The organism is Bradyrhizobium sp. USDA 4474 (assembly GCF_054057515.1).
Map to the genome: position 1 here is coordinate 2,117,594 of NZ_JBSRZJ010000002.1, position 24,454 is coordinate 2,142,047.

24 protein-coding genes and 1 pseudogene are annotated in these 24,454 nt (G+C 64.1%); 12 read left to right on the plus strand and 13 right to left on the minus strand.

Going from position 1 to position 24,454, the window contains the following annotated elements; all coding sequences use genetic code 11:
• The first annotated feature begins 149 nt into the window (after positions 1-149).
• The gene (locus ACVW16_RS11765) at positions 150-368 is read left to right on the plus strand and encodes a hypothetical protein (RefSeq protein ID WP_456737435.1); all 219 of its coding nucleotides are present in this window, start codon (positions 150-152) and stop codon (positions 366-368) included.
• 586 nt (positions 369-954) lie between these two features.
• On the opposite strand, the gene ACVW16_RS11770 is transcribed toward ACVW16_RS11765, so the two are convergent.
• Positions 955-1,239, minus strand: a complete 285-nt coding sequence (locus ACVW16_RS11770) for a hypothetical protein (protein WP_456737434.1) — start codon at positions 1,237-1,239, stop codon at positions 955-957.
• A gap of 298 nt (positions 1,240-1,537) precedes the next feature.
• Between ACVW16_RS11770 and ACVW16_RS11775 the strand changes: the two genes are divergently transcribed.
• The 3 genes from ACVW16_RS11775 (at position 1,538) to ACVW16_RS11785 (ending at position 3,473) form a co-directional block, all read left to right on the plus strand.
• Positions 1,538-2,281: an outer membrane protein gene (locus tag ACVW16_RS11775; RefSeq protein ID WP_456699387.1), complete on the plus strand. Its 744-nt coding sequence runs from the start codon at positions 1,538-1,540 to the stop codon at positions 2,279-2,281.
• A gap of 200 nt (positions 2,282-2,481) precedes the next feature.
• Entirely contained in the window at positions 2,482-2,730 is a 249-nt protein-coding gene (locus ACVW16_RS11780; RefSeq protein WP_456699388.1) for a hypothetical protein, read from the plus strand.
• Between the two features lie 512 nt (positions 2,731-3,242).
• Positions 3,243-3,473 carry a hypothetical protein gene (locus tag ACVW16_RS11785; protein WP_456737433.1) on the plus strand — a complete coding sequence of 77 codons (231 nt, stop codon included), beginning with the start codon at positions 3,243-3,245 and terminating at the stop codon, positions 3,471-3,473.
• A gap of 191 nt (positions 3,474-3,664) precedes the next feature.
• Here the strand turns inward: ACVW16_RS11785 and ACVW16_RS11790 are convergent, their stop codons facing one another.
• From ACVW16_RS11790 to ACVW16_RS11810, 5 genes and pseudogenes are all read right to left on the minus strand, one after another.
• Positions 3,665-4,378, minus strand: a complete 714-nt coding sequence (locus tag ACVW16_RS11790; RefSeq protein ID WP_456737432.1) for a fumarylacetoacetate hydrolase family protein — start codon at positions 4,376-4,378, stop codon at positions 3,665-3,667.
• Positions 4,371-5,447, minus strand: coding sequence for a gentisate 1,2-dioxygenase (gene gtdA, locus ACVW16_RS11795; RefSeq protein ID WP_456737431.1), 1,077 nt, complete (start codon positions 5,445-5,447; stop codon positions 4,371-4,373). Before gtdA ends, ACVW16_RS11790 begins: the two co-directional genes overlap by 8 nt.
• A gap of 14 nt (positions 5,448-5,461) precedes the next feature.
• Entirely contained in the window at positions 5,462-6,817 is a 1,356-nt protein-coding gene (locus tag ACVW16_RS11800) for an MFS transporter (RefSeq protein ID WP_456737430.1), read from the minus strand.
• A 71-nt stretch (positions 6,818-6,888) separates the two neighbouring features.
• A pseudogene (locus ACVW16_RS11805) lies at positions 6,889-8,533 on the minus strand (benzoate-CoA ligase family protein).
• 28 nt (positions 8,534-8,561) lie between these two features.
• Positions 8,562-9,713: an FAD-dependent monooxygenase gene (locus tag ACVW16_RS11810; RefSeq protein WP_456737428.1), complete on the minus strand. Its 1,152-nt coding sequence runs from the start codon at positions 9,711-9,713 to the stop codon at positions 8,562-8,564.
• On the opposite strand from ACVW16_RS11810, the gene ACVW16_RS11815 reads away from it, so the two are divergent.
• Positions 9,712-10,269 (plus strand): acyl-CoA thioesterase, encoded by a 558-nt coding sequence (locus ACVW16_RS11815; RefSeq protein ID WP_456737427.1) that lies wholly within the window; start codon positions 9,712-9,714, stop codon positions 10,267-10,269. The two genes, ACVW16_RS11810 and ACVW16_RS11815, sit on opposite strands and share 2 nt — an antisense overlap.
• Entirely contained in the window at positions 10,266-11,114 is an 849-nt protein-coding gene (locus tag ACVW16_RS11820) for an IclR family transcriptional regulator (protein ID WP_456738812.1), read from the plus strand. Before ACVW16_RS11815 ends, ACVW16_RS11820 begins: the two co-directional genes overlap by 4 nt.
• Before the next feature lie 277 nt (positions 11,115-11,391).
• On the opposite strand, the gene ACVW16_RS11825 is transcribed toward ACVW16_RS11820, so the two are convergent.
• Entirely contained in the window at positions 11,392-12,711 is a 1,320-nt protein-coding gene (locus tag ACVW16_RS11825; RefSeq protein ID WP_456737425.1) for an O-antigen ligase family protein, read from the minus strand.
• A 261-nt stretch (positions 12,712-12,972) separates the two neighbouring features.
• On the opposite strand from ACVW16_RS11825, the gene ACVW16_RS11830 reads away from it, so the two are divergent.
• Positions 12,973-14,001 carry a glycosyltransferase family 2 protein gene (locus ACVW16_RS11830; RefSeq protein ID WP_456737424.1) on the plus strand — a complete coding sequence of 343 codons (1,029 nt, stop codon included), beginning with the start codon at positions 12,973-12,975 and terminating at the stop codon, positions 13,999-14,001.
• Positions 14,002-14,031: 30 nt separating this feature from the next.
• On the opposite strand, the gene ACVW16_RS11835 is transcribed toward ACVW16_RS11830, so the two are convergent.
• The gene (locus ACVW16_RS11835; protein WP_456737423.1) at positions 14,032-14,979 is read right to left on the minus strand and encodes a LysR family transcriptional regulator; all 948 of its coding nucleotides are present in this window, start codon (positions 14,977-14,979) and stop codon (positions 14,032-14,034) included.
• 250 nt (positions 14,980-15,229) lie between these two features.
• On the opposite strand from ACVW16_RS11835, the gene ACVW16_RS11840 reads away from it, so the two are divergent.
• From ACVW16_RS11840 to ACVW16_RS11850, 3 genes are all read left to right on the plus strand, one after another.
• Positions 15,230-16,144 (plus strand): MBL fold metallo-hydrolase, encoded by a 915-nt coding sequence (locus ACVW16_RS11840; RefSeq protein WP_456737422.1) that lies wholly within the window; start codon positions 15,230-15,232, stop codon positions 16,142-16,144.
• 17 nt (positions 16,145-16,161) lie between these two features.
• A complete protein-coding gene (locus ACVW16_RS11845; protein ID WP_456737421.1) occupies positions 16,162-17,178 on the plus strand; it encodes an alpha/beta hydrolase in 1,017 nt (338 codons plus the stop codon).
• Positions 17,179-17,272: 94 nt separating this feature from the next.
• The gene (locus ACVW16_RS11850) at positions 17,273-17,593 is read left to right on the plus strand and encodes a hypothetical protein (protein ID WP_456699401.1); all 321 of its coding nucleotides are present in this window, start codon (positions 17,273-17,275) and stop codon (positions 17,591-17,593) included.
• A gap of 100 nt (positions 17,594-17,693) precedes the next feature.
• On the opposite strand, the gene ACVW16_RS11855 is transcribed toward ACVW16_RS11850, so the two are convergent.
• From ACVW16_RS11855 to ACVW16_RS11870, 4 genes are all read right to left on the minus strand, one after another.
• A complete protein-coding gene (locus tag ACVW16_RS11855; RefSeq protein WP_456738293.1) occupies positions 17,694-18,491 on the minus strand; it encodes an adenylate/guanylate cyclase domain-containing protein in 798 nt (265 codons plus the stop codon).
• A gap of 95 nt (positions 18,492-18,586) precedes the next feature.
• The gene (locus tag ACVW16_RS11860) at positions 18,587-19,792 is read right to left on the minus strand and encodes an adenylate/guanylate cyclase domain-containing protein (protein WP_456737420.1); all 1,206 of its coding nucleotides are present in this window, start codon (positions 19,790-19,792) and stop codon (positions 18,587-18,589) included.
• 100 nt (positions 19,793-19,892) lie between these two features.
• Entirely contained in the window at positions 19,893-20,477 is a 585-nt protein-coding gene (locus ACVW16_RS11865) for a HutD/Ves family protein (protein ID WP_456738292.1), read from the minus strand.
• Positions 20,478-20,518: 41 nt separating this feature from the next.
• Complete coding sequence (locus tag ACVW16_RS11870) at positions 20,519-21,070, minus strand: carboxymuconolactone decarboxylase family protein (RefSeq protein ID WP_456699403.1); 552 nt, start codon at positions 21,068-21,070, stop codon at positions 20,519-20,521.
• Positions 21,071-21,184: 114 nt separating this feature from the next.
• Between ACVW16_RS11870 and ACVW16_RS11875 the strand changes: the two genes are divergently transcribed.
• Together ACVW16_RS11875 and ACVW16_RS11880 are read left to right on the plus strand one after the other, a co-directional pair.
• Entirely contained in the window at positions 21,185-21,724 is a 540-nt protein-coding gene (locus ACVW16_RS11875; protein WP_456737419.1) for a VOC family protein, read from the plus strand.
• A gap of 102 nt (positions 21,725-21,826) precedes the next feature.
• Positions 21,827-22,639 carry a class I SAM-dependent methyltransferase gene (locus tag ACVW16_RS11880; RefSeq protein WP_456737418.1) on the plus strand — a complete coding sequence of 271 codons (813 nt, stop codon included), beginning with the start codon at positions 21,827-21,829 and terminating at the stop codon, positions 22,637-22,639.
• A 27-nt stretch (positions 22,640-22,666) separates the two neighbouring features.
• Here the strand turns inward: ACVW16_RS11880 and ACVW16_RS11885 are convergent, their stop codons facing one another.
• Positions 22,667-24,226, minus strand: coding sequence for a L,D-transpeptidase family protein (locus tag ACVW16_RS11885; RefSeq protein WP_456737417.1), 1,560 nt, complete (start codon positions 24,224-24,226; stop codon positions 22,667-22,669).
• Positions 24,227-24,454 lie beyond the last annotated feature (228 nt).

Below are 24,454 nucleotides of genomic sequence, written 5' to 3' on the forward strand. Positions count from 1 at the left end.
GGCGCAGCCGCGCGGAGAACGAAGGGCGAAGCGTGGTGTCCGGCGTAGCTGGAGCGAAGCGGAAGCGCAGACGGACTATCGCTCTTGCCGCCACAAGCTTATGCAACCCACCAGCCTCCCCCTCTCTCAGCAGGAGATTCTCATGGCCAGTGAAAAAGGCCCCGAACATCAAGAAGAAGCAGAGAGACAAGAACTGCGAAGGTAAAGGATTGCTCAAGAAGGACGACGCAGGTGGTGAAGTGCCAACTTGCAAAGACACAGGCAATCGCAAGTCGCGGAAAGAACGCACCGATTCAGATATCCGACAGGCAGCGGCTCCCAGCAACGCTTTGCAGATCCGCACGATTTCCCCGACAGCCCGCGCATGATGCCGCGGATGTGACCGCCCGTGCGGCTGTCGCGGATTGCGAGGATGAGGACCGAGGCTCACTTGAATCCTCACCATGGGTCCATCGGAGAAATTGCCATGCGATCGGGTCTGGTTTTGAGCGTTTTGATTGTCCTCTCGGCATCGGTCAGTACCGCCATGGCAGCGCAGGGGCATCGGCATCATGCAACGGCTCGGTCTGCCCGTGTTTTGACGACAGGGCCCGCTGCGGCCTGGGCCTATTCGCCGGCAGCGCCTGCCCGCCCTCAGCCGATGCCGCACTACGATGATCAACCTGAGCCGGGTCATAATCCGTTTGAGCGATGGGGTGGCTAGCACCCCGCGCAATCGCCGTGCTGCATGGTGGCCGCTCGCGGCGGCGTCCGGAGTTTGCAGCCCGGCACTGTCACTGTAACCCGATCGCTACGGCGACTGTCAGGCGCCGGCCGCACCTGTTGTGATCGCAGCGCACGACAGGCGTTATGACGAGCGCGGCGTTACGACCGGCGTTGCTCCCGCTCGCTCGTGAGAACAGCAGAGAGTCCGCCGTCGCGGCGGCCTCTTTCAGCGTCCCTCTCGTCGCGAATTTATTTACTGCTGTTCAAGGTCCTGTTCGTGGAGGAGTGAAGCTTGCCGTTCATGCCGGCATGCGCCCCCGCCGAACCAACCGTCGAGTTCGCGGTCCCGTTCAAGCTCTTGTGGCCGCCGTTCAGGCGGGCATTGGCTGAGGAGTGAAGCCTGCCGTTCGTACCGGTCGCAGCTCCCTTCGAGCCGATCGTCGCGTTCGTCGTTCCATTCACCGATTGAGCGGAAGCGGCAGCGCCGAAGGTCAGCGCGAGCGCGACGGAAAGAACAATCGTTTGGATTTTCATGCCTCGTCCTTTGTGTAAGCCCCAACGGCAGAACAGCGATCTCCATCGCCACGTTCCGGGAACTTACCTATTTTTCCCAATGAAAATTCCGATCGAGAGTTGCCTTTGCTGGCCTTCTCGTTGTGATTTCTCTGCCCCCCTGCCACCGTTTCCCGATCTGGAACCGACTAACATTGGTTAAGTCGAATTTTGGTTTTCACCACCGCCGGTGTGGCGTGTCAGTTACAGCAAGCCGGCGCCAAACTCGTTACGTTTTCTCCCGGGCAAGGGATTCTCAAGATCACGTGGGATGAATTGAATGAACAAGCTTTTGGCTTCGGCCTCTTTCGGCGCTTTGCTCCTGGGGGCAACGGCTGCTTCGGCCGCCGATCTCGCCGCACGTCCTTACACCAAAGCGCCTCCGGCCGCGATCGCGACCGTCTTCGACTGGAGCGGCTTCTATATCGGCATCAACGGCGGCTGGGGTCAGTCCCACGATCGCCGCACGTTCGATCCCACGGGAACTCTCGTCGGAAGCTATGATGCGAACGGCGGTACCGTCGGCGGCCAGATCGGTTATCGCTGGCAGAGCGCGGGCTGGGTGTTCGGCCTCGAAGCGCAAGGCAACTGGGCAGACATCTCGGGCAGCCGGGCTGCGTTGGTGCTGCCGGCGCCGGGCGCCACGCTCAGCTCGAAGATGGACGCCTTCGGTCTGTTCACCGGTCAGGTGGGTTACGCCTGGAACAACGTCCTGCTCTACGCCAAGGGCGGTGCGGCGATCACCGATCGCAACTATCAGTTCCTCACGGCGGGCGTCGTGACGGCCCAAACCGGCTACGCCACGCGGCTCGGCGGAACGGTCGGGGCCGGCCTCGAGTTCTCGTTCGCGCAGAACTGGTCGCTCGGCGTCGAGTACGACCACATCTTCGAGAACCGTCACGGAGCGACCTTCAACGTTCCGGGCGGCGTTGCCCTGGCCGGCTTCAGCACCGGCGGCGACACCGATCTCGTGCTCGGTCGCCTGAACTATCGGTTCGGTGGACCGGCAGTCGCGCGGTACTGAGCCGACATCGCCATCAACTTCAAAGCCCCGCTCTGCGGGGCTTTTTTGTTGAACTGTGCGCCCGAAAGGCCTCCGGCCAAATCCCAGCGCATTTCATGACGATCGATACCCCCTATCCATTCGGCTGATCTTTAGGAACGACCGACGGCTTGGCCTTGTTGGTGCGCTGGCAATGCGCAGAACCAAGGAGAATAGCAGTGATGATCAAAGCAGTTGTCGGACTGGCGCTCGGCGTAGGCATGCTGACGGCGTCGACCATGAGCGCGTCAGCCGCCATCGCATGCAGTGGCAACGTGTGTTGGCACACTCACGAAACCTACACATACCCACCCGAGTCCAAGGTCATCGTGCACGAAGACAATTGGAAGGCTGGGCCAACTGAAAAATTCACGTTCCGCGAACATGAAGGCCGTGGATATTGGCACGGCGACAAGTGGGAAACCTGGTAGTCCCATTGGTCGGGGCCGCCGAAAGGCGGCCTTTCCTTTTATTCGCATGCCTTCGATTTGAGCGACGAGATCGACCGGAGGTACGCCCGGGCGTCCATTTCCGCAAGACGATCAAGTGTTGCGCGCAAGTGGGACGGTAGCGGCGATTGGTCCTTGTTCAGAGCGAGACGCAGCCTCTCGCCAATCTCGTGGCAGATGGCTCGGGAATGCGCTGTCTCCAGCTGCGACGACGATGTCACCATGGGGCCACCTCAGATCAATCCAAGGGCAGCGAAAACCAGCACTTCGGCAAGGAACACCGCACTCAGGGCGGCAACGGTGGAGATGGCCTCTACAAGCGACAAATGCATGGCTCACCTCGCAGTCTGCCCGAAGCCCCGCCATAAGAATTCACATTTGTTAAGTTGGTTTCGGTTCGGGCCACCTTTTTCAGGGCACGCGGAACCTGGCTTCGTCCTGCCGCGGTCCGAACCAACGCGCGCCATATGCGTTCTGAGACAATGGACCCAGCGATGATTCAAAGGCACCTTGCCCAGGCCGAACGGCACGCCGACGAGGGCAGGCGCCTCATTTCTCGTCAGGAAGGCCTCATCGCCAACCTCAAAAAGCGCGGCCACGACACCGCGGACGCCGATAAAGTGCGGGACATTCTGATGGAGACACAGTCGATTCATTTGCAGGACGCACAGCGACTGCGCGGCTCATTAAGTGCGGCCAGCCGGCTGCGCCGGCGCGTTTTTTGACAGGGAACCTTACGCACCACCGGCCAAACGATCCATCTCGCCCTCACGCGCAACTGAGTCGGCGCCACAGCATGCGGCGGCCATCGCTGGCCTGGTCGCCGCTTGCGGGCGCCACTCCGCCCGTGGTCGACGCGGAGCTGCGATGACGGTGCTCTCAACTGAGCTATGCCGTCCCCGCAGGCTTCACCGCGTCAGCCTTGCCCGACGGCTATCCTGATTTCGCCCAACCCCTCGATCCCGCCCGTCATCACTTGCCCACGCTGCACGGGGCCGACGCCCTCGGGCGTGCCGGTCATGATGATGTCGCCGGGTTTGAGTGCCATCGACTGCGAGCAGATCGAGATGATGTCGGCGACGGGCCAGATTAGCTTTGCGATGTCGGAGTCCTGCTTGGTCACGCCGTCGACGGCGAGCCAGATGCGGCCCGCGCTGGGATGGCCGACCTCCGAGACCGGTCGCAGCGGAGCGATCGGCGCGGAGAGGTCAAAGCCCTTGCCCCAGTCCCAGGGACGGCCCTGCTCACGGGCCTGAAGCTGCAGATCGCGCCGGGTCAGGTCAATGCCGACGCCGTAGCCCCAGACATGATCGAGCGCGCGCGCGACGGGAATGTCCGTGCCGCCCTGCCCGATCGCGACGATCAGCTCGATCTCGTAGTGGAAGTTGCTGGTCTGCGGCGGATAGGGAACGCTCGCACCATCGTCGACGACCGTGTCGGCGGGCTTCATGAAGAAGAACGGCGGCTCGCGATCGGGATCGCGCCCCATCTCCCGCGCGTGCGCCGCGTAGTTGCGGCCGACGCAGATGAGCCGGCGCAGCGGAAAGCGCGCCACCGAATTGTGGACCGCGACGGACGCTTGCGGCGGCGGCGGCAGAACGAAATCGGAGTGCGTAAAGGCGTCAGGCATTGCCACGGTCCTCTCGGAAAAGATGCAGGGCTTCCTGAATGGGTCGATCGGAATAGGAGAAGATCACGGCATCACCATCGATCGCCTCGTGACGCACGCGATGCCAGGAGGGGACGACGAAGATGTCGCGCTTGCCCCACTCGACCACGATCTCCTCGCCTGTCCGGGACGCGATGACGCTGCGGCCCCTGCCCTCGATCGGGACGAACACGGTGGCATCGGTCGAACGGTACGAGGCGGTCGCAAAGCCCTTTGGCAGGAGCTGGATGAAGGTCGCCATGGTGGCCATGGCGTGATTGCCCGTGATCGGGTTGGTGTAGCGCATCTTCAGCCCGTGACAGGCGTCCCAGGCGGCGGCGCGCCGCAGCCGTTCGAGCGCCTCGCGCGTGCGTGCATAGGGATAGTTGAACACCGGCGAGGTGCCGCCGCCGCCCTTGTGATCGACCGGAAGCAGATTGTGGCCGTAGCGGGCGTCGCTGTCGCCGACCGGCCGTGTGATCGGCTGCTCGTCGACGTCGAGATGCTCGGCGAAGGAGGCGTCGAGCATCTGGATGACGGGGATGTCGAGACCGTCCAGCCAGAACACCGGATTGGAGCTGGGGTTGCCGTGATCGTGCCAGGCCCAGGGCGGCGTGATGATGAAATCGCCCTCGTGCATGATGGTGCGCTCGCCGTTCACGGCGGTGTAGGCACCCTCGCCTTCGAGGATGAAGCGCAGCGCGGATTGCGTATGGCGATGCGCCGGCGCGACCTCGCCAGGCATGACCAGCTGCACGCCGGCGTAGAGATCCGTCGTGATCTTCGACTGGCCGCGCAAGCCCGGATTTTCCAGGACCAGAACGCGTCGCTCCGCCTCCTTGGCGGTGATGAGGCTTCCGGCCTCGAGCATATGCGCGCGGATCTCGTCAAACCGCCAGGATGCCGGGCGGCATGCGCTTCTCGGCTCGGGCGTGACGAGATCGGCCAGCGACAGCCACAGCGCCGTGAGGTTCTTCTTGTCGATCTTGTCGTAGAACGCCCGGCGTTCCGGTGTGTCGGCGGTTGGCGTCATGATCGTATCGTGGGACATAGCCTGTCTCGCTGTTAGTGATGGAGCGTCGCGGTCGAGGGCACGAGCTCGAGCGACGGCTCTCGTCGACGAAGCGCGAGCACCGCGAGGCCCGCCAGCAACGCCGGGACCGCCGCGGTCAGGACGACGGACTGCGCAGTCCACCCGAAGCCGAGCAGCACGCCTCCTGCGACCGGACCAATGATCGAGCCGATGCGGCCGACGCCCAGCGCCCAGCCCACGCCGGTGGAGCGGATCTCGGTCGGATAGAGGCCGGCCGCAAGCGCGTTCATGCCGATCTGCGCACCGACGACGCCGAACCCGGCGAGGAACGTCGAGACCATCAACGTCCAGACATGGCCCGATCCAAAGGCGATCCCCGCGATGAAGAGCGCCGAAGCCAGATAGGCGCCGCCGAGCACCAGATAGGGATCGAGCCGGTCGACGAAGCGGCCGAGGACGATCGCGCCGACCACGCCACCGGCGTTCAACACCGCCGTCGAGAGGATCGCGACGGCGAGAGGCAGTCCGCTGGCCTTGAGCAGCGAAGGCATCCAGTTGACGAGGAAGTACATGACCAGCAGGTTCATGAAGAACGCCACCCAGAGCAGCACCGTCATGGATGCGCGGCCCTCGGCAAGGAGTTTGGTTACGGGAAAGCCCGACGCGCGCGAACCGGGCACGACATAGCGGCCCGCCGCCGCAGGCGAGATGGCGGGATCGAGCCTTGCGAGCAATTCCGCGATCCTGCTGTCCGCAACATCGCGTGTCACGAGATAGCGGATCGACTCGGGCAGCCATGCGAACAGCACGATCAGCGTGAGCAGCGGAAGCACGCCGCCCACGACGAAGACCGCCTGCCAGCCGAACGCACCGATCAGGGGCGCGCTGATGACGCCTCCGATCGTCGAGCCCAGCGGAAAACCGCAGAACATGATGGCGATGAGCAGCGCGCGCATCCGCTTCGGCGCGTATTCGCTGGTCAGCGCGACGATGTTGGGCATGGCGCCGCCTAGGCCGAGGCCGGTCAGGAAGCGGTAGACCAGAAGCTCGTTCAGCGTGGTCGCGCGCGCCGTGACAGCTGCGAAGATGCCGAACAGCAGCACCGAGAGCAGGATCACGCTCTTGCGGCCGAACCGGTCGGCCGCCGGGCTGAGCACAAACGCACCAACGGCCAGTCCGGCCAGGCCCGCACCGAAGATCGGGCCGAAGCCGGCCATGGCGATCCCCCATTGCTCGGCAATGACAGGCGCGACATAGGCGATCGCCTGGGTGTCGAAGCCGTCGAGCAGTGCGATCCACGCGCAAAGAACCAGGATCAGCAGCTGGAGGCGCCCGAACCGCGCCTGTTCGATGACCTCGGTAACGTCGACGATATTCGCAGCGGTCATCACGAACTCCAGTGGGCGTGGGTTTCTTGGGCTGTGACTTTCAGCAGGTTTTGGAAAAGGCGGCTGCGCGTTCAGGCCAGCAACGGGGTGCTGCGCAACTGTTGCCGGTCGATCTTGCCCGTTCCCGTCTTCGGCAGATCGGGCCGATATTCGATCAGGCGTGGATATTTGTAGGGAAGCAGTTTTGCCTTGACGTAATCCTGCAGTTCCCGCGTCAACGACTCGCTCGCGGTATGACCGTCGCGCAGGATCACGAAGGCTTTCGTGGTCATGCGGCGATCAGGAAGCTCGAGGCCGAGCACCGCGCATTCGCGGACGGCGGGATGCTCGGACAGGCAGAGCTCGATCTCGACCGGGTAGATCCACTGGCCGCTCACCTTGATGAGATCGTCGACACGGCCGACGAAGGTGAAGAAGCCGTCGGCATCCTCGACCAGCCTGTCGCCGGTCCAGATCCAGCCCGCCTCGCGCATGGTCTGCGCGGTCTTGTCGGGCCTGTTCCAGTAGCACGGCGCGTTGGAATGACCGCGGACCCACATCACGCCCGCTTCGCCTTGCGCGACGGGCTCGCCGTCAGGCGTGGTCAGGCGGATCTCGTAGCCGGGAACGCGCGTGCCGGCAGTACCGGCCTTCTTCTGCGCACGCGTGTTCGAGAGATAGATGTGCAGCACCTCGGTCGATCCGAGTCCTTCGACGATCTCGTGGCCGAAGCGCCGCTTCCAGTCGTTGAAGATGTCCTGCGACAGCACTTCGGCGGCCGACAGGCTGAGGCGCACGCTCGACAGATCGGCCGTTTCGATGCGCGGATGATGCAGCAGCGCGTTGTAGAGCGTCGGCAGGCCGAAGAAGAGCGTCGGCCTGAACCGTTCGATGAGGTCCAGAACGGCGCCGGGCTCGGGCCGCCCGGCGAGCAGGATCGTGCTGGCGCCGACCGAGAACGGGAAGGTGATCGAATTGCCGAAACCATAGGCGAAGAAGATTTTCGGCACGGAGAAGCAGACATCGCTCTCCGTCATGCCAAGGATGTGCTGCCCGAAGCTGTCAGCCGTGTAGGCCATGTCGTGCTGGAGATGCACGATGCCCTTCGGCCGACCGGTGCTGCCCGAGGAGTACATCCAGAACGCCATGTCGTCGCGACGCGTGGGGGCGGCTTCGATCTCAACGGGAAATTCGGCAAACCACCGATCGCCGTTCAGCACGTCGACCGCGGGCGATTCGGGCGCAACCTCGCCGTTGACCACGATCAGCGTGTGCAGCCGCGATCCGTGGGTGGTTTCCCGATCGAACAGATGAGCAAACTCGGCGTCGACGACCGCGACCTGGGCGGCGGAATCCTGCAGGTAGAAACCGATGAGGTCCTTCGGCGACAGCGTGTTGATCAACATCGGCACGAAGCCGGCGCGGACCGCGCCGAAGAACACGGCGGGATAGGACGCAGTGTCGTTGAGCAGGAGGAGCATGCGGTCGCCCCGGACGAGCCCGAGCGAGGTGAACGCGTTGCCGCATCTGGCGGCATCGGCGCACAACTCGCCATAGCTGCTGTTGCCGGAGGCCGTGTAGATCGCGACCTTGTCGGCACGACCCCCCCGCTCTGAGGTTGTCGAACAGGATCTCGCTGGCATTGTAGCGCTCGGAGATCTCGAAGCCGATTTCCCTTGCGCTGGGCGCATCATCGGGCACCCGGTCCACGATCGGCTCCACGAATGCGAGATCCATTCCTTCCGTCAGCATGGCGTCCTCATCATCACGAATGAACGGGGGTCATTGACTTCGCGTCGTACCGCGCCATGAAGTGCGGCGACATCGCGCGGAGCTGGTCGTCGTCGATTCGACCCGAACGGGTGATGTAGCTGTAGCCGAAATCCAGCGGCGCCAGCTTCATGTGGTCGGCGAAGCGCTCGTACCAGGCTGCGCTGGTCCTTGCGGCCTTGACCAGCTTCTCCACCACAGGGCGGCGCGCGGCCTCATAGTTTTCCAGCGCACGGCGGAGGTTGCCGGGCTCACCGTCGAGTGCATTGACGAGGGCGATGACGTCCTCGATCGCGAGGCGCGTGCCGGAGCCGATCGAGAAATGCGCGGTGTGGAGCGCGTCACCGACCAGGACCATATTGCGGTGTGACCAGCGATCGTTCCAGAGCCATGGAAAATTGCGCCAGACGGACTTGTTGTTGACCAGGGGATGCCCTTCGAGCGTATCGGCGAACACCCTCTCGCAAAGCGCCCTGCTCTCTTCCTCTGACTTCTCCGCAAAGCCTGCGCGGAGCCAGGTTGCCCGATCGCACTCGACGATGAACGTGCTCATCGTCGGCGAGTAGCGATAGTGATGGGCGTTGAAACAGCCGAAGTCGGTTTCGACGAAGGTCTGGGTCAAGGTTTCGAAGCGCCGGGTGGTGCCGTACCAGGCGAACTTGTTGTGGTCGTAGGACAGCGATGTCGCGAAGTCGCCTTCATGGCTCCGTCGCACCAGCGAGTTCACGCCGTCGGCGGCGACGATCAAGTCGTATCCCGCGAGTTCGTCGACGGAACGCACGAGCTTGCCGAAGTGCAGATTTGCGCCGGCGGATCGTGCGCGCCCGGTCAATTGGGTGATGAAATCGAGCCGGCCGATCGCAGAGAAACCGACGCCGTCGAGCACGACACGTTCGCCGCGATGAACGAGCGTGATGTCGCGCCAGGCCTCCATGCGCGCCGACACGGCCCGCTCCGTTTCCGGATCATCGGCGCGAAGGAACTCCAGCGCCTTGTCGGAGAAGACGACGCCAAAGCCCCAGGTCGCGCCTTCCGGGTTCTGCTCGAAGAGGTCGACGTGGTCCTGGGGATGCCGACGCTTCCAGAGCGCTGCGAAATACAGGCCCGCGGGACCGCCTCCCATCACCGCGATGCGACTGAGCCGCATGACCTTCCCTTCCCTGTTGCGCTTTATTGACCGCTTCTGTTTGCGTATTATGCAACAGATTTCTTTCCATGCAATATATTTCTTGCATATCAGGGAATTAATTTTCTTATATGCAATCAAGCCGGCGCGGCGGGATGCGCCGCGGGAGGATTTCCGGATGTTTGAGACAGCTTTCACGGTCGAGTGGGGCGATTGCGACGAAGCCGGAATCGTCTTTTATCCCAACTACTTCTATTGGCTTGACTGCACCTGGCAGCGCTGGCTGCGGGAGCTTGGCTTGAGCCAGCGGGAGCTCAAGCGCCGCTTCAACAGCGTCACGCCCTTGATCAATGTCGGCGCAAAGTTTGTGGCGCCCGCGAGCTACGACGACGAGTTGACGATCCGCACAGAGGTGGCCGAGTGGCAGGAGCGGCGGTTTCGAATCGATTACAAGCTGTCGAGCGGAAACGTGCAGATTGCGAGTGGCTTCGAACAGCGCGCCTGGGCCTCGGTCACGGATACGGGCGCACTCCGCGGCGCCAGCGTGCCGCAGGAGTTCAAGGATTTGTTGCGATGAAACGGACGCCGGCGAAAGACACCGATGACGAGAGCGGCGGCACGGCCCCCGGCGGCATCCAGGCTCTCGACGCCGCGCTGTCGGTCCTGCGAGTCCTCAGGTCCCTTGATGGGCCGGCGACGCTATCGGACATCGCGCGCGAAGCCGGCATGCCACCGAGCAAGGTGCATCGCTACCTGGCGAGCTTCATTCATGCGGGCCTTGCCGTGCAGAAGGAGCGCTCCGGCCGCTACGACCTCGGCCGCGAAGCGGCAGAGCTCGGTGTTGCCGCCATCAGCCGGAACAACTTCGTCGTCCGCGCCTCCGACGAACTCGAGGAGCTGGCGACGACGACGGGCCAAGCCGCACTGCTGGCCGTCTGGAGCCACAATGGCCCGACCGTGGTCCGAATGGAGCGAGGTCCCCATCTGACGACCACGTCGATCGGTCTTGGCAGCACGTTTCCCTTGCTGGACTCCGCGACGGGACGCATTTTCCTGTCTTACCTGCCGTCTCCACAACTGACCGCGCGGCTGCAAAACGAACTCGAGCGTGCCGCGTCCGTCGGCCTGAGCTGGCCGGATCTCGATCCCAACCTGGAAAGCGTGCAGTCCCTGACGACGAAGATCCGGCGCGAACGCATCGCCTATGTCGATGGACGTTACATTCCGGGCCTGCTCGCGATCTCATCCGCGATCACGAACTGGCAAGGCGAGATCGAGGTCGCCGTGACCCTGTTCGGCACGCACAGGGAATTACTGCAACCGGACAGTCCGGCGCGGGCCGCCTTGATCGACTTTGCCTCCCGCCATTCGATCGCCCCACCGGTTCAGCTCGGCAAGCCGCGCGACGCGCGAGCGCGCTAGGCCTAGTGCTCCAATCTCCAGTTCACTTCCACAGACCCACGAGCGGCCAGCAGGAGAACATGAACAGGATGATGAGGCCGCCGACGACAACGGATGGACCATGAGCAATCCAGACGATGTTGCGGACCTGCGGGCAAGGATTCAGGGACGCTTCGACGACGAATACGTCAGAGAGAACGGCCGCTGGCTGTTTTCAAAGCTCGTCCTGACGACCTGGTACATGGTCCCGGTCGAACCAGGTTGGGAAGCCGCAGCCGCGGGCAGGACAGCATGGGGTTCAAGATCTCACGCCAAATCGCGCGAGAAAATGCAAGCCGACGACTGCGACCACGAACATGAACCACATCGGATTCTGGCGGTCGAGCAAGAACGTTTCCGTCGTCCCGTAGTAAAGTCCGAAGAGCCACACCACCAGGCAAAACCGGGCGAGGGATTGGCCGGTGCCACGGCTCTGGACCACGTGGAAATTCTTCAGGGGCGCGCATACGAATATGAGAACGACGAGAATCAACCCCGGCAAGCCGATGGTGACGGCGAGATCGAGGTAGCTGTTGTGGCTGTGGGCCGCAGTGGCCACCCATTCGGACCCCTGCTCGGTCTTCTTGTCCTTGACGCCGTCCCAGAAAGCCGCATAGCCGTGGCCAGCGAAGGGCCTTGCGGCAACCGCGCCCAGCGCGAACTCCCAGACTTCGGTGCGCCCGGTAAAGGTCGTATCGATGGGAAGCGCGTTGGTGAGCGGTGTCAGTTGCGGGATGGCGACGCTGCCGACGGTCAGCAGATTCATCAGAAGTAGCGGCACGAAGCAGATCGCGCATTTCTGCCAGAAGCCCTTCGTTGCCCCGACCACCGACGCCACAGCCCAGACGACCAGGCAAAGCATGCTCGCCGTCTTCCCGCCCGTAAAGAACAGGAAGACGGCGGCAAGACCAAGGATTGCCGGTCCGGATAGAAACGCTCCCGCCGAGATCAGATACGCGCCAAAATAAACCAGGATCGCCATGACGGGCGAGGCGACGTTCTTGTGCTCGAAAGTTCCTCGCCAGTCGCCTGCGAGCCCCGGCTCTGCCGCATCAGCTGCATTGTGGACTGAAACACCGGGCGCCAGCATCACCCCGAGATAGCAGAGCAGCAGGAGGCCGATTGCCGCCACCGCGAAGCATAGGTTGAAGGACCTGAGGCTCGGGGGCAGCAGGGGCATCATGACGGCGAGCGACATGACGCTCGCGGTCAAGGCAAATCGCTGCAGCGAGATCGCGGGATTTTCGGAAAGAAGGATATTGAGTGCCATCCAGGCGAGGAAACATAGATGCAGGGGCGTCCAGAGCGTCCTGAAGGCCGCGACATTTCGCGGTACCGACAGCAGCACACCCATCACTGCGAGGACGGCGAAGCAAAGATAGGTGGCGGCGAGCTTGCCCGCGGCATCGTCGATGACGGTCAAATCCTTGAACGGTTCGAGTGTGACCAGCACACAGAGCAAGGTTGCCACGACCACGGCGCAGCGGAGGCAATCGAGGACCTGTAGCTTTGCCAGCGCCGTCCGCACGGCTTCAGCGAAGCCTCGATCGTGCCCGTCAGCCAGTTCGGCGCCTTGCATCCGCGGCGGTTCCTCTCGGTCACGATCAGGGTAAGGACATCGATGGTTACCGCAGCCTTGTTAACCGAACGTCAATTTTTGATCTTTTCGGCGCTGAGCGGATTGAACGGCCCCGGCGATCCGCCGGCCGCGGTCGAGCAACTCCGACCGGGTTAGCGATCTGCCGCGGTTTGTTAACGAAGCAGTGCGAATTGGCTTCTGCAGAAGGCCTTCCTTGGTAAAATTAGCTGGTCGATCAGTTCAGCGGCGAGGAAAGATGAGATGCAGGTCAGATCCGCGCTTCAGATCAATTTGCATCCGCTGGACGTGCGCCATGCGGTCCACACGCTTCCGCATCAACTCGAAGTATGGGGCGATCAGGTTGATCGCATCGTCTTCACCGTCGACACCAGGCAGAGCAGGAGCGGCCGCTACACCGGCGACGCCTACGAGGAGAGCCGCGGGCGCCTGTTTGCACTGCTGGAGGCCATCGCACGAAAGTCACCGAAGGCGGAAATTTCCGAGGTGGACTATTCGCGGGTGGCGCTGGAGTCCGTGCGGCAACGTTATTTCTCCGGAAGTCGTGCCTATCCGGAAAAGGCCTTCGATGGCGGACCGTTCCATGCCTATTTCTACGGCCTGCTGAAGGCGAACGCGGACTATGTGGTTCATATGGACAGCGACATGCTGTTCGGCGGCGGCAGCCAGGTCTGGCTTGAGGAGGCGATCGGCTGGCTGAAGACGACGCCGGACGCGCTGTTCGCCGGACCACTTCCAGGTCCGCCCCGCGCTGACGGCACACTCGGCGATTTGCATGGAGCGTTCCCGGGGCTGACCGGTATCCAGCCGCCCGAGCGGCTCGCCGCCGCCTACCCGGCCTACCGCTTCCGCACCGTGAGCACGCGGATCTTCGTTCTCGATCAGAACAAATTCGATGCGTCGATCGGCGCACTGGGACTGGTCCGTCCCGATCTCCGGCGCCGGCTCCGCGCAAAATTGTTTCGACAGTCGCCACTGACGATGCCGGCCGAGGAGATCATCTCCGCCGCCATGATCCGCAACGGGCTTTCCCGCATAGACCTTCTCGGTTCAGGAGCCGGGCTCTACTCGCTCCATCCACCGTATCGCACGGATAGATTCTATCGGGAATTGCCACATCTGATCGCACGAATCGTGGCCGGTGCCATACCGGACGCCCAGCGCGGCGACTATGATGTCAATTCAAGCATGTTCGACTGGACGGAGGCACTTCGGCAGAAGACCGTCGGCCGCCGCCTTGCCCGCGCCGCACGTGCGCTGCTGTCGAGCTAAGCATCCACACCTCCCGACGCGCGCTCGCACTCAATTGGCGGCAGCCGCCTGATAGAGGCGGTCGCGCAACCAGGCATGACCTGCGTCCTCCTGGTTGCGCGGGTGCCATAGCGCGAGGATGCGTGCGGGCGGCAGATCGAGCGGCGGAGGGATGAGATCGAGCTCGTGGGCGAAGCGCATCAGAAATCGCCGCGGCAGGGTGCAGATGCAATCGCTGTGCGCAAGGATGACCGGCGCCAGCGCATAGGTCTGGATCGAGACGGCGACGCGCCTGGAGCGGCCGAGCGCGCTCAGCGCGTCGTCGACCAGACCGGCAAAGCCGCCGCCGTCCGCGGAGATCAGCAGATGGTCGAGCTCACAGAACGTGTCGAGATTGAGCGGGCCTGTTCCGCGCGGGTGGCCCTTCCGTTGCGCGGTGAGGAAGCTGTCCTCGAACAGCGGTCGCTGCATCAGCTCGCCGCTGATCCGGTCGGTGCCCGTGACCAGAATATCGATCTCGCCACGTTCGAGACGATCGACGATGTCGGGCGTGGGGTGGACGAGCGCGAGCCGCGTGCGCGGAGCCATCGCCGTTAGCTGCGCAACGAAACCTGGCGCCAGCGTCACGGCAGGATTCTCGTGAATGGCAACGACAAAGGTGCGCTGGTCTCTTGCGGGATCGAAGGCGGCCGGTCCCTCCACCATCCGGCGCAGCCTGCCGAGCACCTCGGCAAGTTCCGTCTGCAGCTCCATGGCCCGCGTCGTCGGCACCACGCCGCGGCCCGCCGCCGCAGGCACGAACAGCTGGTCGGCGAATACCTGCCGCAGCCGGTTCAGCCGGGCCGACAGCGCCGGCTGCCCGATGTTCAGCCGCGACGCCGCGCGCGTGACGTTGCGCTCGCGCAGCAGCGCCTCCAGAGCGAGCAGCAGGCCGAGGTCGATCTCGGCGAGATCGGAATCATCGGCCGGCCGGCCCGGACTGCGTTCGACATCCGCCATCGAGGCATCCTCCGTCTGAGGGCAAACAAGCGCGACCGAATGAGCCGCGAAGAGAAAGGCTTAAGGCCTTCACGCGGCCATGAAAAGGCAGACCGCCGGAAGACCGGATATCACCGGCATCGATGAGACGTATCGAGCCGACCGCCCTCCCGCGAGCGCAGCCCGGCTCGTACCTCACAGCCACGGCGGCAGGTCCGGGACGTCGGCAATCACGCCGCGCCGGGCGCCGATCGAAGCGGAGGACGGCTCAGTGACGAAGACTTATCACATCGGCGATGCAGCCATCACGCGGATCGACGAATTGGCGTTGGCAGCCTTTCAGTTCGACGCGCTCTATCCCGGCGCGGACCCGGAGGCACTGCAGCGCCGGCAGGCGCGGCTCGAGGCAGGTTCATTCGATCCTGCGACCGGCACATTCATCCAGAGTATCCACAGTTGGCTCGTCAAAACGCCGCACCACACGATCCTGATCGATACGGCCACCGGCAACGACAAGAACAGGCCCGACATACCGCCGCTGCACCGGCTCAACGAGCCTTTCCTCGCGCGGCTCGCAGCTGCGGGCATCACGCCTGAAGATGTCGACTACGTGCTCCTCACCCACGTTCACGCCGATCATGTCGGCTGGAACACGAGGCTCGTCGATGGTCGCTGGATGCCGACGTTCCCCAATGCGAGCTACATCTTCTCTCGTATCGAGCGGGCCTATGGCGAGAGCCTGGCTAATGGCGACGAGCCGGCAGCGGATCCCGCATTGGGCCCTGCCCTGCGAAAGCCCGCCGATCGCGTCTATGACGACAGCGTGCGGCCGGTGATCGATGCCGGCCTGGCGCGGCTGGTGACGGTCGATGGCAGCGAGGTCCTTGAGGGAATTTCGTTCACCGCGACGCCAGGCCATAGCATCGACCATGCCTCCATCCGTCTCGTGTCGCGCGGCGAGAGAGCGCTGTTCGCGGGCGACGTGATGCACCACCCACTGCAGGTCTACGAGCCGTCGCTCAATTCCTGCTTCTGCGAATTCCCGGAAGCGGCGCTCCGCTCGCGCAACATCGTGCTCGAAGACGCGGCCGAGAGCGGCGCGACCGTCTTCACCACCCATTTCGCGCAGTCCTCCGCCGGCCGCATCACCCGCAGCGGCGGGCGCTTCGCCTGGCAATTCCTCTGACTGAAAGGAGAATGACGATGGACCAGAACGTTCTTGCACAAGGATACAAACCCGACCTCGTGGTCGAGGATTTCATGATCCCGAGCGACACCGTCGGCATTTCGCTTCACCTTCGCAACAAGCGCGCTAGGGCACAAAAGAGTTTCCCTGCCGAGCGGACGGTCCTGCTGGTTCATGGCGCGACCTATTCCTCGGCAAGCCTTTTCGATGTGCCGCTTGGCGGCCGGTCCTTCATGGATCATCTCGCCGCCCAGGGCTACGATGTCTTCGCGCTCGACGTGCGCGGCTATGGCGGATCGACCCGGCCGCCGGAGATGGACGCGCCAGCGCAGGACTCGGCGCCCCTTGTTCGCACCGATGTCGCGGTGCGCGACCTCGCCAGCGCGGTCGAGCATATCCTTGCACGTCGCGGCATCCCGCGCCTGAATCTCGTCGCGATGTCCTGGGGCGGATCGGTCGCCGGTGCCTATACCGCTGACAATAACGAGAAGGTCCAAAAGCTCGCACTGATCGCGCCGCTGTGGCTGCTGAACGCCCCCGCTCCGATCGATGCCGGCGGCGCGCTCGGCGCCTACCGCAAGGTCCCCGTGCTCGATTTCAGGGAGCGCTGGCTCGCGGCTGCGCCGGAAGCCGCCCGCGTGAACCTGATCCCGGAGGGCTGGTTCGAGCGCTGGGCCGAGGCCTCGCTCGCAACAGATCCACAAGGCAACGCCGGGCGCCCTCGCGTGATGCGCGCGGTGAACGGTCCGATCCAGGATATCCGCGATTACTGGGGCGCCGGCAAAGCGTTCTATGACGCGCATGACATTCGCGTTCCGGTGCTGCTCGTTCACGCCGAATGGGACCGCGACGTGACCACGGCCTCGACCCAGGATTTCTTCCGCTCGCTCACAGCGGCGCCATACCGGCGTTGGGTGGAGATCGGCGAAGGCACCCATATGGTGCTTCTGGAAAAGAACCGTATGCAGGCCTTCGACGCCATCAGTCAGTTCCTGGCCGAGCGCGACACCCAGGGAACTCCGCCATCCAGTTGACGCACCGGATCCAGAACGTCGGTGGAACCGAGCCCGCTGCAGGAACGTCGACGGCGGCGCGTCGTTGGTCCGTGTTCAAAACTGGAGGATGGACATGAAGATCGTTCCAAGCATTGGCATCATCGCGGCGGTCGTCGCGGCGAGTGCGGTGGCAACCCCGAGCTTCGCGCAAGGCCCTGGTCCCTGCACGAGCTCAGGCAGCTACGCCGTCGGCGCAGAGGGTCCCGCCATGAGCGGCGGTCAGTTGATGGCCGGCGTGGGAGATTGTCGCCACCACCGCCACGCAAGGTGGCGCGACAGCTACGGCTATTATCAGGCGCCGGCCCGCGGCTATTATGACCGCGGCTACTACGATCGCGGATATGGATATGACGGCCCGGGCGTCACGATCGGCGTTGGTCCCGATCGCTGGTGAGAAGAGAGGAGAGAGGCCGCCGTCAAGGCGGTCTCTTTCGTTGGACGAGGACCGCAACGGGCTTACGGGGCCAGGGTCTTGGCGAGTGGAGAGGCCCCCTTCAACCCTCCACCCGATACAACCGCCACCGCGCCGGCACGCCCTTGAGCTGGTGGCTGCCGTGATCCCTGAGGCGGATCTGGGATTGCGCTGCGAGCAGGTCCTTCACCGCGCTCGAGATCAGGACCTCGCCGGCGCGCGCCTTGGCGGCAACGCGGGTGCCGATGTGGAAGGCGAGACCGACCATCTCGCCGCCGCTGATCGTGTATTCGCCGGCGTGCAGGCCGACCCTGATGTCGAGGCCGAGCGTGCGCACGGCCTTGCGGATCGCGGTCGCGCAATTGATCCCGGCGGTCGGCGCCTTGAAGGTCGCGAGCACGCCGTCGCCGGTCGTCACGACTTCCTTGCCGCGCGACGATTTCAGCTCCTTGCGGACCGCGGCGTAATAGAGGCCCATCACCTTGGTCCAGCGCGCATCGCCGAGCTTGGCGGCCTTTGCCGTGGAGCCCACGATGTCGACGATCAGGATCGTGGCGAGCGCCTGCTTGAGCTCGGCGCTGTCATTGGCGGATTTGCGCCGGGCCACGATGGCACCGCTTAGCGGTTCATAGTCATGGCTGCGCCGTCGCGCGATCGCGGACTTGGTGTAATCCCTGGCGCGCTGCGCGGTACCGCAACGGATCGTCTTCTCCTGCGGCAGATGCGTCCAGTAAACCTTGCGGCTCTTGCCTGCGCCCTGAACCTCGACAGCGCCCCATTTCAGGAACACCGCCGAGCCGACCCGCCGCACACACCACGCCTTCGACGTGTATCCTGATACGTTCGACTGATGAAGACCGATGCGGAGGAATTTGGGCATGAGCTTGCGGGCCAACCGCTGGACCATTCTGCGGACCTGGAGCGTAGTTGGACGCTCGCGCCTTGGCAACAGCGCGCGCCTGAGCAGTGCTGCCGTTACGCCCCCGCGCCGGCCTCAAACGCAAACAGCTCGATCGGCTCGCTGAAGCCGCGGACGGCGTGCTGGCCGACTCGCTCGAGCGCAAACTCCGGCGTGACGAGTTCGGCAAAGTCGCGCGACAGCAGCACCGGCTTGCCGACCTGCTTGGTGAGCGCCTCGAGCCGCGAGGCCATGTTGACGGCGGGACCGATCACGGTGAAGTCGAGCCGGCTGGTCGAACCGATATTGCCGTACATGACGTCCCCGACATGGACGCCGATGCCGTAGTTCAGCGGCGCACGGCCCGTGCCCTGGTTGCGCTCGTTCAGCGCAGCCATCGCCTGACGGGCCTCGGTGACGGCGCGCAAGAGATTGGCACAGGCCTTGGGCTGGCTGAGCGGAAAGATCGCGAGCAGGCCGTCGCCGATGAACTTCAGGATCTCGCCGCCATGCCGCGCGATCGGGTCGGACATCGCGTCGAAATAATCGTTGAGCAGATCGATGACGTCGTCGCGCGGCCAGTTGTCGGAGATCTTCGTGAAATCGCGCAAGTCGCAGATCATGATCGCGGCGCGCACCGTCGTGCCGGTGCCGCGCCGTGTGGCACCGGCGAGAATCAGCTCACCGGCATGGGACCCGACATAGGTCTCCAGCAGCGTGCGGGCCAGGCGGTTCTTGATGCGGATCTCGCTGACCAGCGCCAGCACCGGCAGCACACTCTTGAGAGCGGCGAGGTGCGAATCGTCGAAACCGCCGGGCCTGTCGGTCGCGAACGTGATGAGATGGCGCTTGCCAAGCGTGTGGTAGAGCGGCCAGGCGACGTAGTCGGTGAGGCCCTTGGCCCGCATCTCGTCATAGAGCGCATGCTTGCGGCCGAGTGCCGGATCGCGTTCGAGATTCTCGCGCACTTCAGTGGCGCCATCGATCAGCTCGTTGGCGGGGCTGCCGATATATTCCGAGCGCTCCCTCACATCGAAGTCGACCCGCCCGATCTCGGCCTCGCGCATGCCGTCGGACCACATGATGCGGGCCCCCAGCCATTGCGGATGCTGGATCTGGACATGAAGCGTCGCCCGCTTGAGGGGAATGCCGGCCTGCTGGAGGCGGATGCACATTTCGGCAAAGATGTTGTCGATGAAGCGCTGGTCGCGCGTGCCGTTGGTCAGCCAATCGACGACGCCGGCGGCATGCGTGGCGGCGGGAATCCTGTCTGGCGCGTTCATTTCCTGGCCTTCATCATCATCCCCGCAGATATCGTGTTCCGGATCGGCCGCGTCAACCTGGCCAGTTGCACGGATTGTTCGCACCCGAAAGGATCGTCACCTAGCCGACCAGCCGGATCGACCCCAGCACAGCCAACCCCGAAACGAGCGTCAACCTGGACGCCGCGGTGAGCTCGAGCTTCAGTGTGCTGCCGCCGGGAATGACAAATGCCTGGCTATCGAGACCAATGCCGCAATCGCCTGATACCGCATAGACCAGATGGGTACCGGCGGTGAGCGGCCGCTCGCAGGGCTCCCGGAGCGCCAAAAGCTCGATCTCCGCCGCACCGCGCCGCGCCATCAGATTGACGACCTCGACCGGGCCGGCTTCGAGCTCCGTCACGATCTCCATCTCGCCTGCGAAGCGGACGGTGGTGAACGGTTCGCGCTCGTCGAATTGCTGCCCCGGCGCTTTCAGCACCAGCCCGCGCCCGCCGACCACCATCTGCAGGCGATCGATATCAGGCATGTGGGAGAACGGGCCCGGCGCCACGATCGGCGTGGCAGCAAAGCGCCACAGCAGGCTGTCCCAATCCTTCTCGGTCGTACCGGGCCGATGCGCATCCGCGATATCGGTCAAGATGCCACCACCGTTCTTCCATGGCGAGCGGGTGTAGTCTTCGGATTTCAGCAGCGTGGTTTTCATGTGATCGCCCACGGGAACGAATGCCTCCGTCATCTCAGCGGCTATTTCCTGCCGCTGTCATAGACCTTCATGCCGGCCGCGGGATCGAGATCGGTTTCGGTCGCCTCCGTAACGCGCGCCATCATCATGTAGAAGCCGAGCGTGACGATGGATTCGACGATCTCCTGATCGCTGAAATGTGCGCGAGCAGCCGCGAAGATCGCGTCGGGCACGCGGACGTTCTCGATCACCTCGCGGCCGAATGTCAGCAAGGCTCGCTCCGCCTCGTTCAGCGCTGCGGCACTGTAATCGCCGCGTCCCACCGCATCGACCTGGGCCTGCGTGCAGCCGACGCCGAGCGCGATCGGCACATGCTGGCGCCACTCATAGGCGCCGCCTTCGAGCTGGGCGGCCTGCAAGATCAAAAGCTCGCGGTTGACGGCGGAGAGCTTCTGCTTGTGCAGGATCGAATGGCCGAGACGCATCGCCGGGATCATGTTGGCCTCGGCATGGGCCATCATGCGAAAGATGTTGAGCTTGACCGGCATGCGGTCGAAGGCGGCACGGATGTCGCCGCTCGTCGTCTCCGGATCAATCAGGGGCAGCCTTGCCACGGTTTTCTCCCTTGGGTGGACAGCCATGCCTGTTGACTAACGACCGATCGTTTCGCTAGTCAACCGCCGCGACGATCGAGCTCAAGTGAGCGGGTCGACACCGGGAGCGCGGGCATGAGCCGCATCTTCGGCGCGGTGCGCCAGAACGGATATGTGGTGCGGGACATCCACGCCGCGATGACGCACTGGATCGACGTGATGGGCGTCGGTCCCTGGTATTACATGGACCGGGTCAAGACCGACTGGTTCCGTCATCGCGGCCAGGACTCTTTCGTCGAGATGAGCATTGCGCTCGCCAATTCCGGCGATCTCCAGATCGAGCTGATCCAGCAGCGCAACGATGCGCCTTCGCTTTACAAGGAATTTCTGGACGCCGGCCATGAAGGCCTCCAGCACATGTCGTACTGGAGCCACCACTACCAGGCGCTCTACGACAAGGCGATCGGGCTCGGCTACAGGATCGGCCACGAGGGCCAGATCGGCGGTGACAAGGGACGCTTCGCCTATTTCGACACGCAGGCGCATCCGGGCACGATCATCGAGATCTCCGACATCAGCGGCACCAAGGGACCGTTCTTCGAAAAGATAAGGCAGGCGGCTTTGAGCTGGGACGGCACGCGGCCGATCCGAGAAGTCGGTGGCGCGGCGTCATAGGCTTCCTCGCTCGCCGAACGACAGGACGAGCCACGCCGTTGCCGGCCGCGCGATCCGTGCTAGCGTGTCCCCCATCCCGTCCCAGAATTCGGCGAGGCAAGCATGTCTGCGACTGACAAGGTTTTCGCCGGCTCGGTCCCAATACTCTACGACGAATATCTGGTTCCGCTGATCTTCTCCGTCTATGCCGACGACCTTGCCAGACGCATCGCCGCGCTGTCGCCCACGGACCTGCTCGAGATCGCAGCAGGCACCGGGGCGGTGACGCGCGCCGTGGCGGCACGGCTGCCTGCCGATATCCGCTATGTCGCGACTGACCTCAACGAGCCGATGCTCGCGGTCGCAAAGCAGCGTCAGGGGGAAGATCCCCGCATGTCCTGGCGTCAGGCCGATGCGCTGGCCCTGCCCTTCGACGATTCCACGTTCGACGTCGTCTGCTGCCAGTTCGGCGCCATGTTCTTTCCGGATCGCAGCAAAGGTTACGCCGAGGCGCAGCGGGTGTTGAAACCTGGTGGTACCTACCTGTTCAGTGTCTGGGACCGCATCGAGGACAATATGTTCGCGGATGATGCGACCGTCGCGCTCGGCAAGATGTTTCCCGACAATCCGCCGCTGTTCCTGGCGCGGACGCCGCACGGCTATCACGACAAGGCCGTCATCAAGGCCGATCTCGAACGCGCGGGCTTCAAGGCTATCTCGATCGAGACGCTGACGGCGATGAGCCGCGGGCCGAGCGCTGACTATGTCGCGATCGCGTATTGCCAGGGCACGCCGCTGCGCGGCGAAATCGAGGCCAGGGATGCAAGCAAGCTCGAGGCCGCGACCGACGCCGTTGCCGAGGCGATCCGAAAACGCCACGGCTCGGGGCCGGTTGAGGCGAAGATTCAGGCCTTGGTGATCACGGCAAGGCCGTGAAGCGAGGCCGTGGACCTCATCAGGCGCTTACCAGAAGCTCCGCTGCATCGGCTGTGGCGGCTGAAAGTACTGGTACTGGCCGGCACGGCGGCGCGGACTGACGGGTTGCGGATCGCGCTGCCCAAAGAAGAAGAAGCCGTTTCCGCCGTAGCCGCCGCCCCAGCCATCGTCGCTCGCCATTTCCACCGGCGGCGCAGTCGGCTTGCGGGTGATGAAGCCGCCTTGCGGATGGTTGCTCAGCACCGCGACGAACTCCGTGCGGTAGTTTGTCTCGCCGCTGAGCGGCTCGTCCGAGACGATGATCGACGAGCGCGGCAACGCGGTCGGCCCGATACGATCCCACACCTCCTGCGGGATGGTGATGCGGTCGAGCGCGTCCTTGGCGCTATCGCCGTCGTCGATGGAGACGACGCTCCAGCGCAGGCCCTTGTCGCTCTTCGCCATGGCCGTGAAGATGTGCGTGCCGAGCGGCTGGTCGGGATTGCGGATGGTGACGGGAGCCTCGATGCTGGTGTCGAAGACCTCGCCACCGCCATCCGGCGCCGGCTTGTGCGTGTTGCGGCGCACGTAAAGCTTCTGCGTTGCACGGCTGATGTAGACCGAGACCGGCTCCATCGCGAGTTTTGCGTCCGTCGCGGCCTTCACGGCCTCGGCCTTCTTGGCCGCGGCGGCCTTGAAGGCCTCCTTGGTGGCGGCCACGGCATCACGCTTGGGCTGCGCGGCAGCCTTGGCGGCCTCGAGCTGGGTTGCGGCATCCGTAGCCTTGGTCGCAGCCTTCTGCTTCAGCTCGTCGGCCTTTGCCTTGGCCTGGTCGGTCCTGGCGTTCGCGACCAGCTTGTCGGCATAGGCGTTCTCGGCGTCGGCGCGGGCCTTCTGCTGCTCGAGCTTGCGCAGCGAAGCGGGCAGCGATTGCGCCTCCTTCGCTGCCGCTGCGGCGGCCTTCTTGGCTTCATCGGCCGCGCTGATGGCCTCCTCCGCCTCGGCGGAGAGCTTGTCGGCACGCGCCGGAACCGCAGCGATGGCCTCCTTGCTCGGCACAAACAGCGAGGGATGCGAGAAATCGACCGGAGCGGCGTCGTTCGGCGAGATGATGACGCGCATTCCGATGCTGGTCTTGTCGAATAGGCTCTCGGCGAAACCGAAGGGCATGCGCACGCAGCCGTGCGAGGCGGCGTAACCGGGCAGCGGCCCGCCGTGCAACGCGATGCCGTTCCAGGTAATGCGCTGCATGTTCGGCATCCAGGCATCGTCATACATGGTCGAGTGGTGATCCCTGTCCTTCTCGACGACGGCAAAGACGCCGGCGGGCGTCTCGCGTCCGGTCGTGCCGGTCGAGACCGGCGCACGCAGGATCCAGCCCTCGGAATCGTAGAAGGTCACCTGCTGGCTCTTGAGCGACACGATCGCCATGATCGGCTCGCCCGCTTCGCGCGGCGCCACCGCCTCGGCGGCCTGGCGCGGCTGCTTGGCGGCGAGGATTTGGCTGGGGGCGGCCAGAGCGACCGCCGCCGCGAACATCACAATTCCGGGGCCCCCCCAACGCCGCATCACCCGATTGGACTGCGCCGTCGTCATCAGGTCTTTCATGCCATTCCCCGGTTGCCTGTCCGCACTTGGTCCATCATCGGTCACATTGCGATCTCTGGATTAAGAATTCGCAGCCACCATCCGTTCCGTATTTGGCGATATTCGGTCCGTTCCGCGACGAAACTCTCTTATACGAGCGTCCGCGTGGGCGGAAGGCGGTTCACGACCGAGCTGTCCGGAGCCGGCGGTGGCAGAGGCGGGCTGCGGCGGAATGTCCGCTTTTAGAGG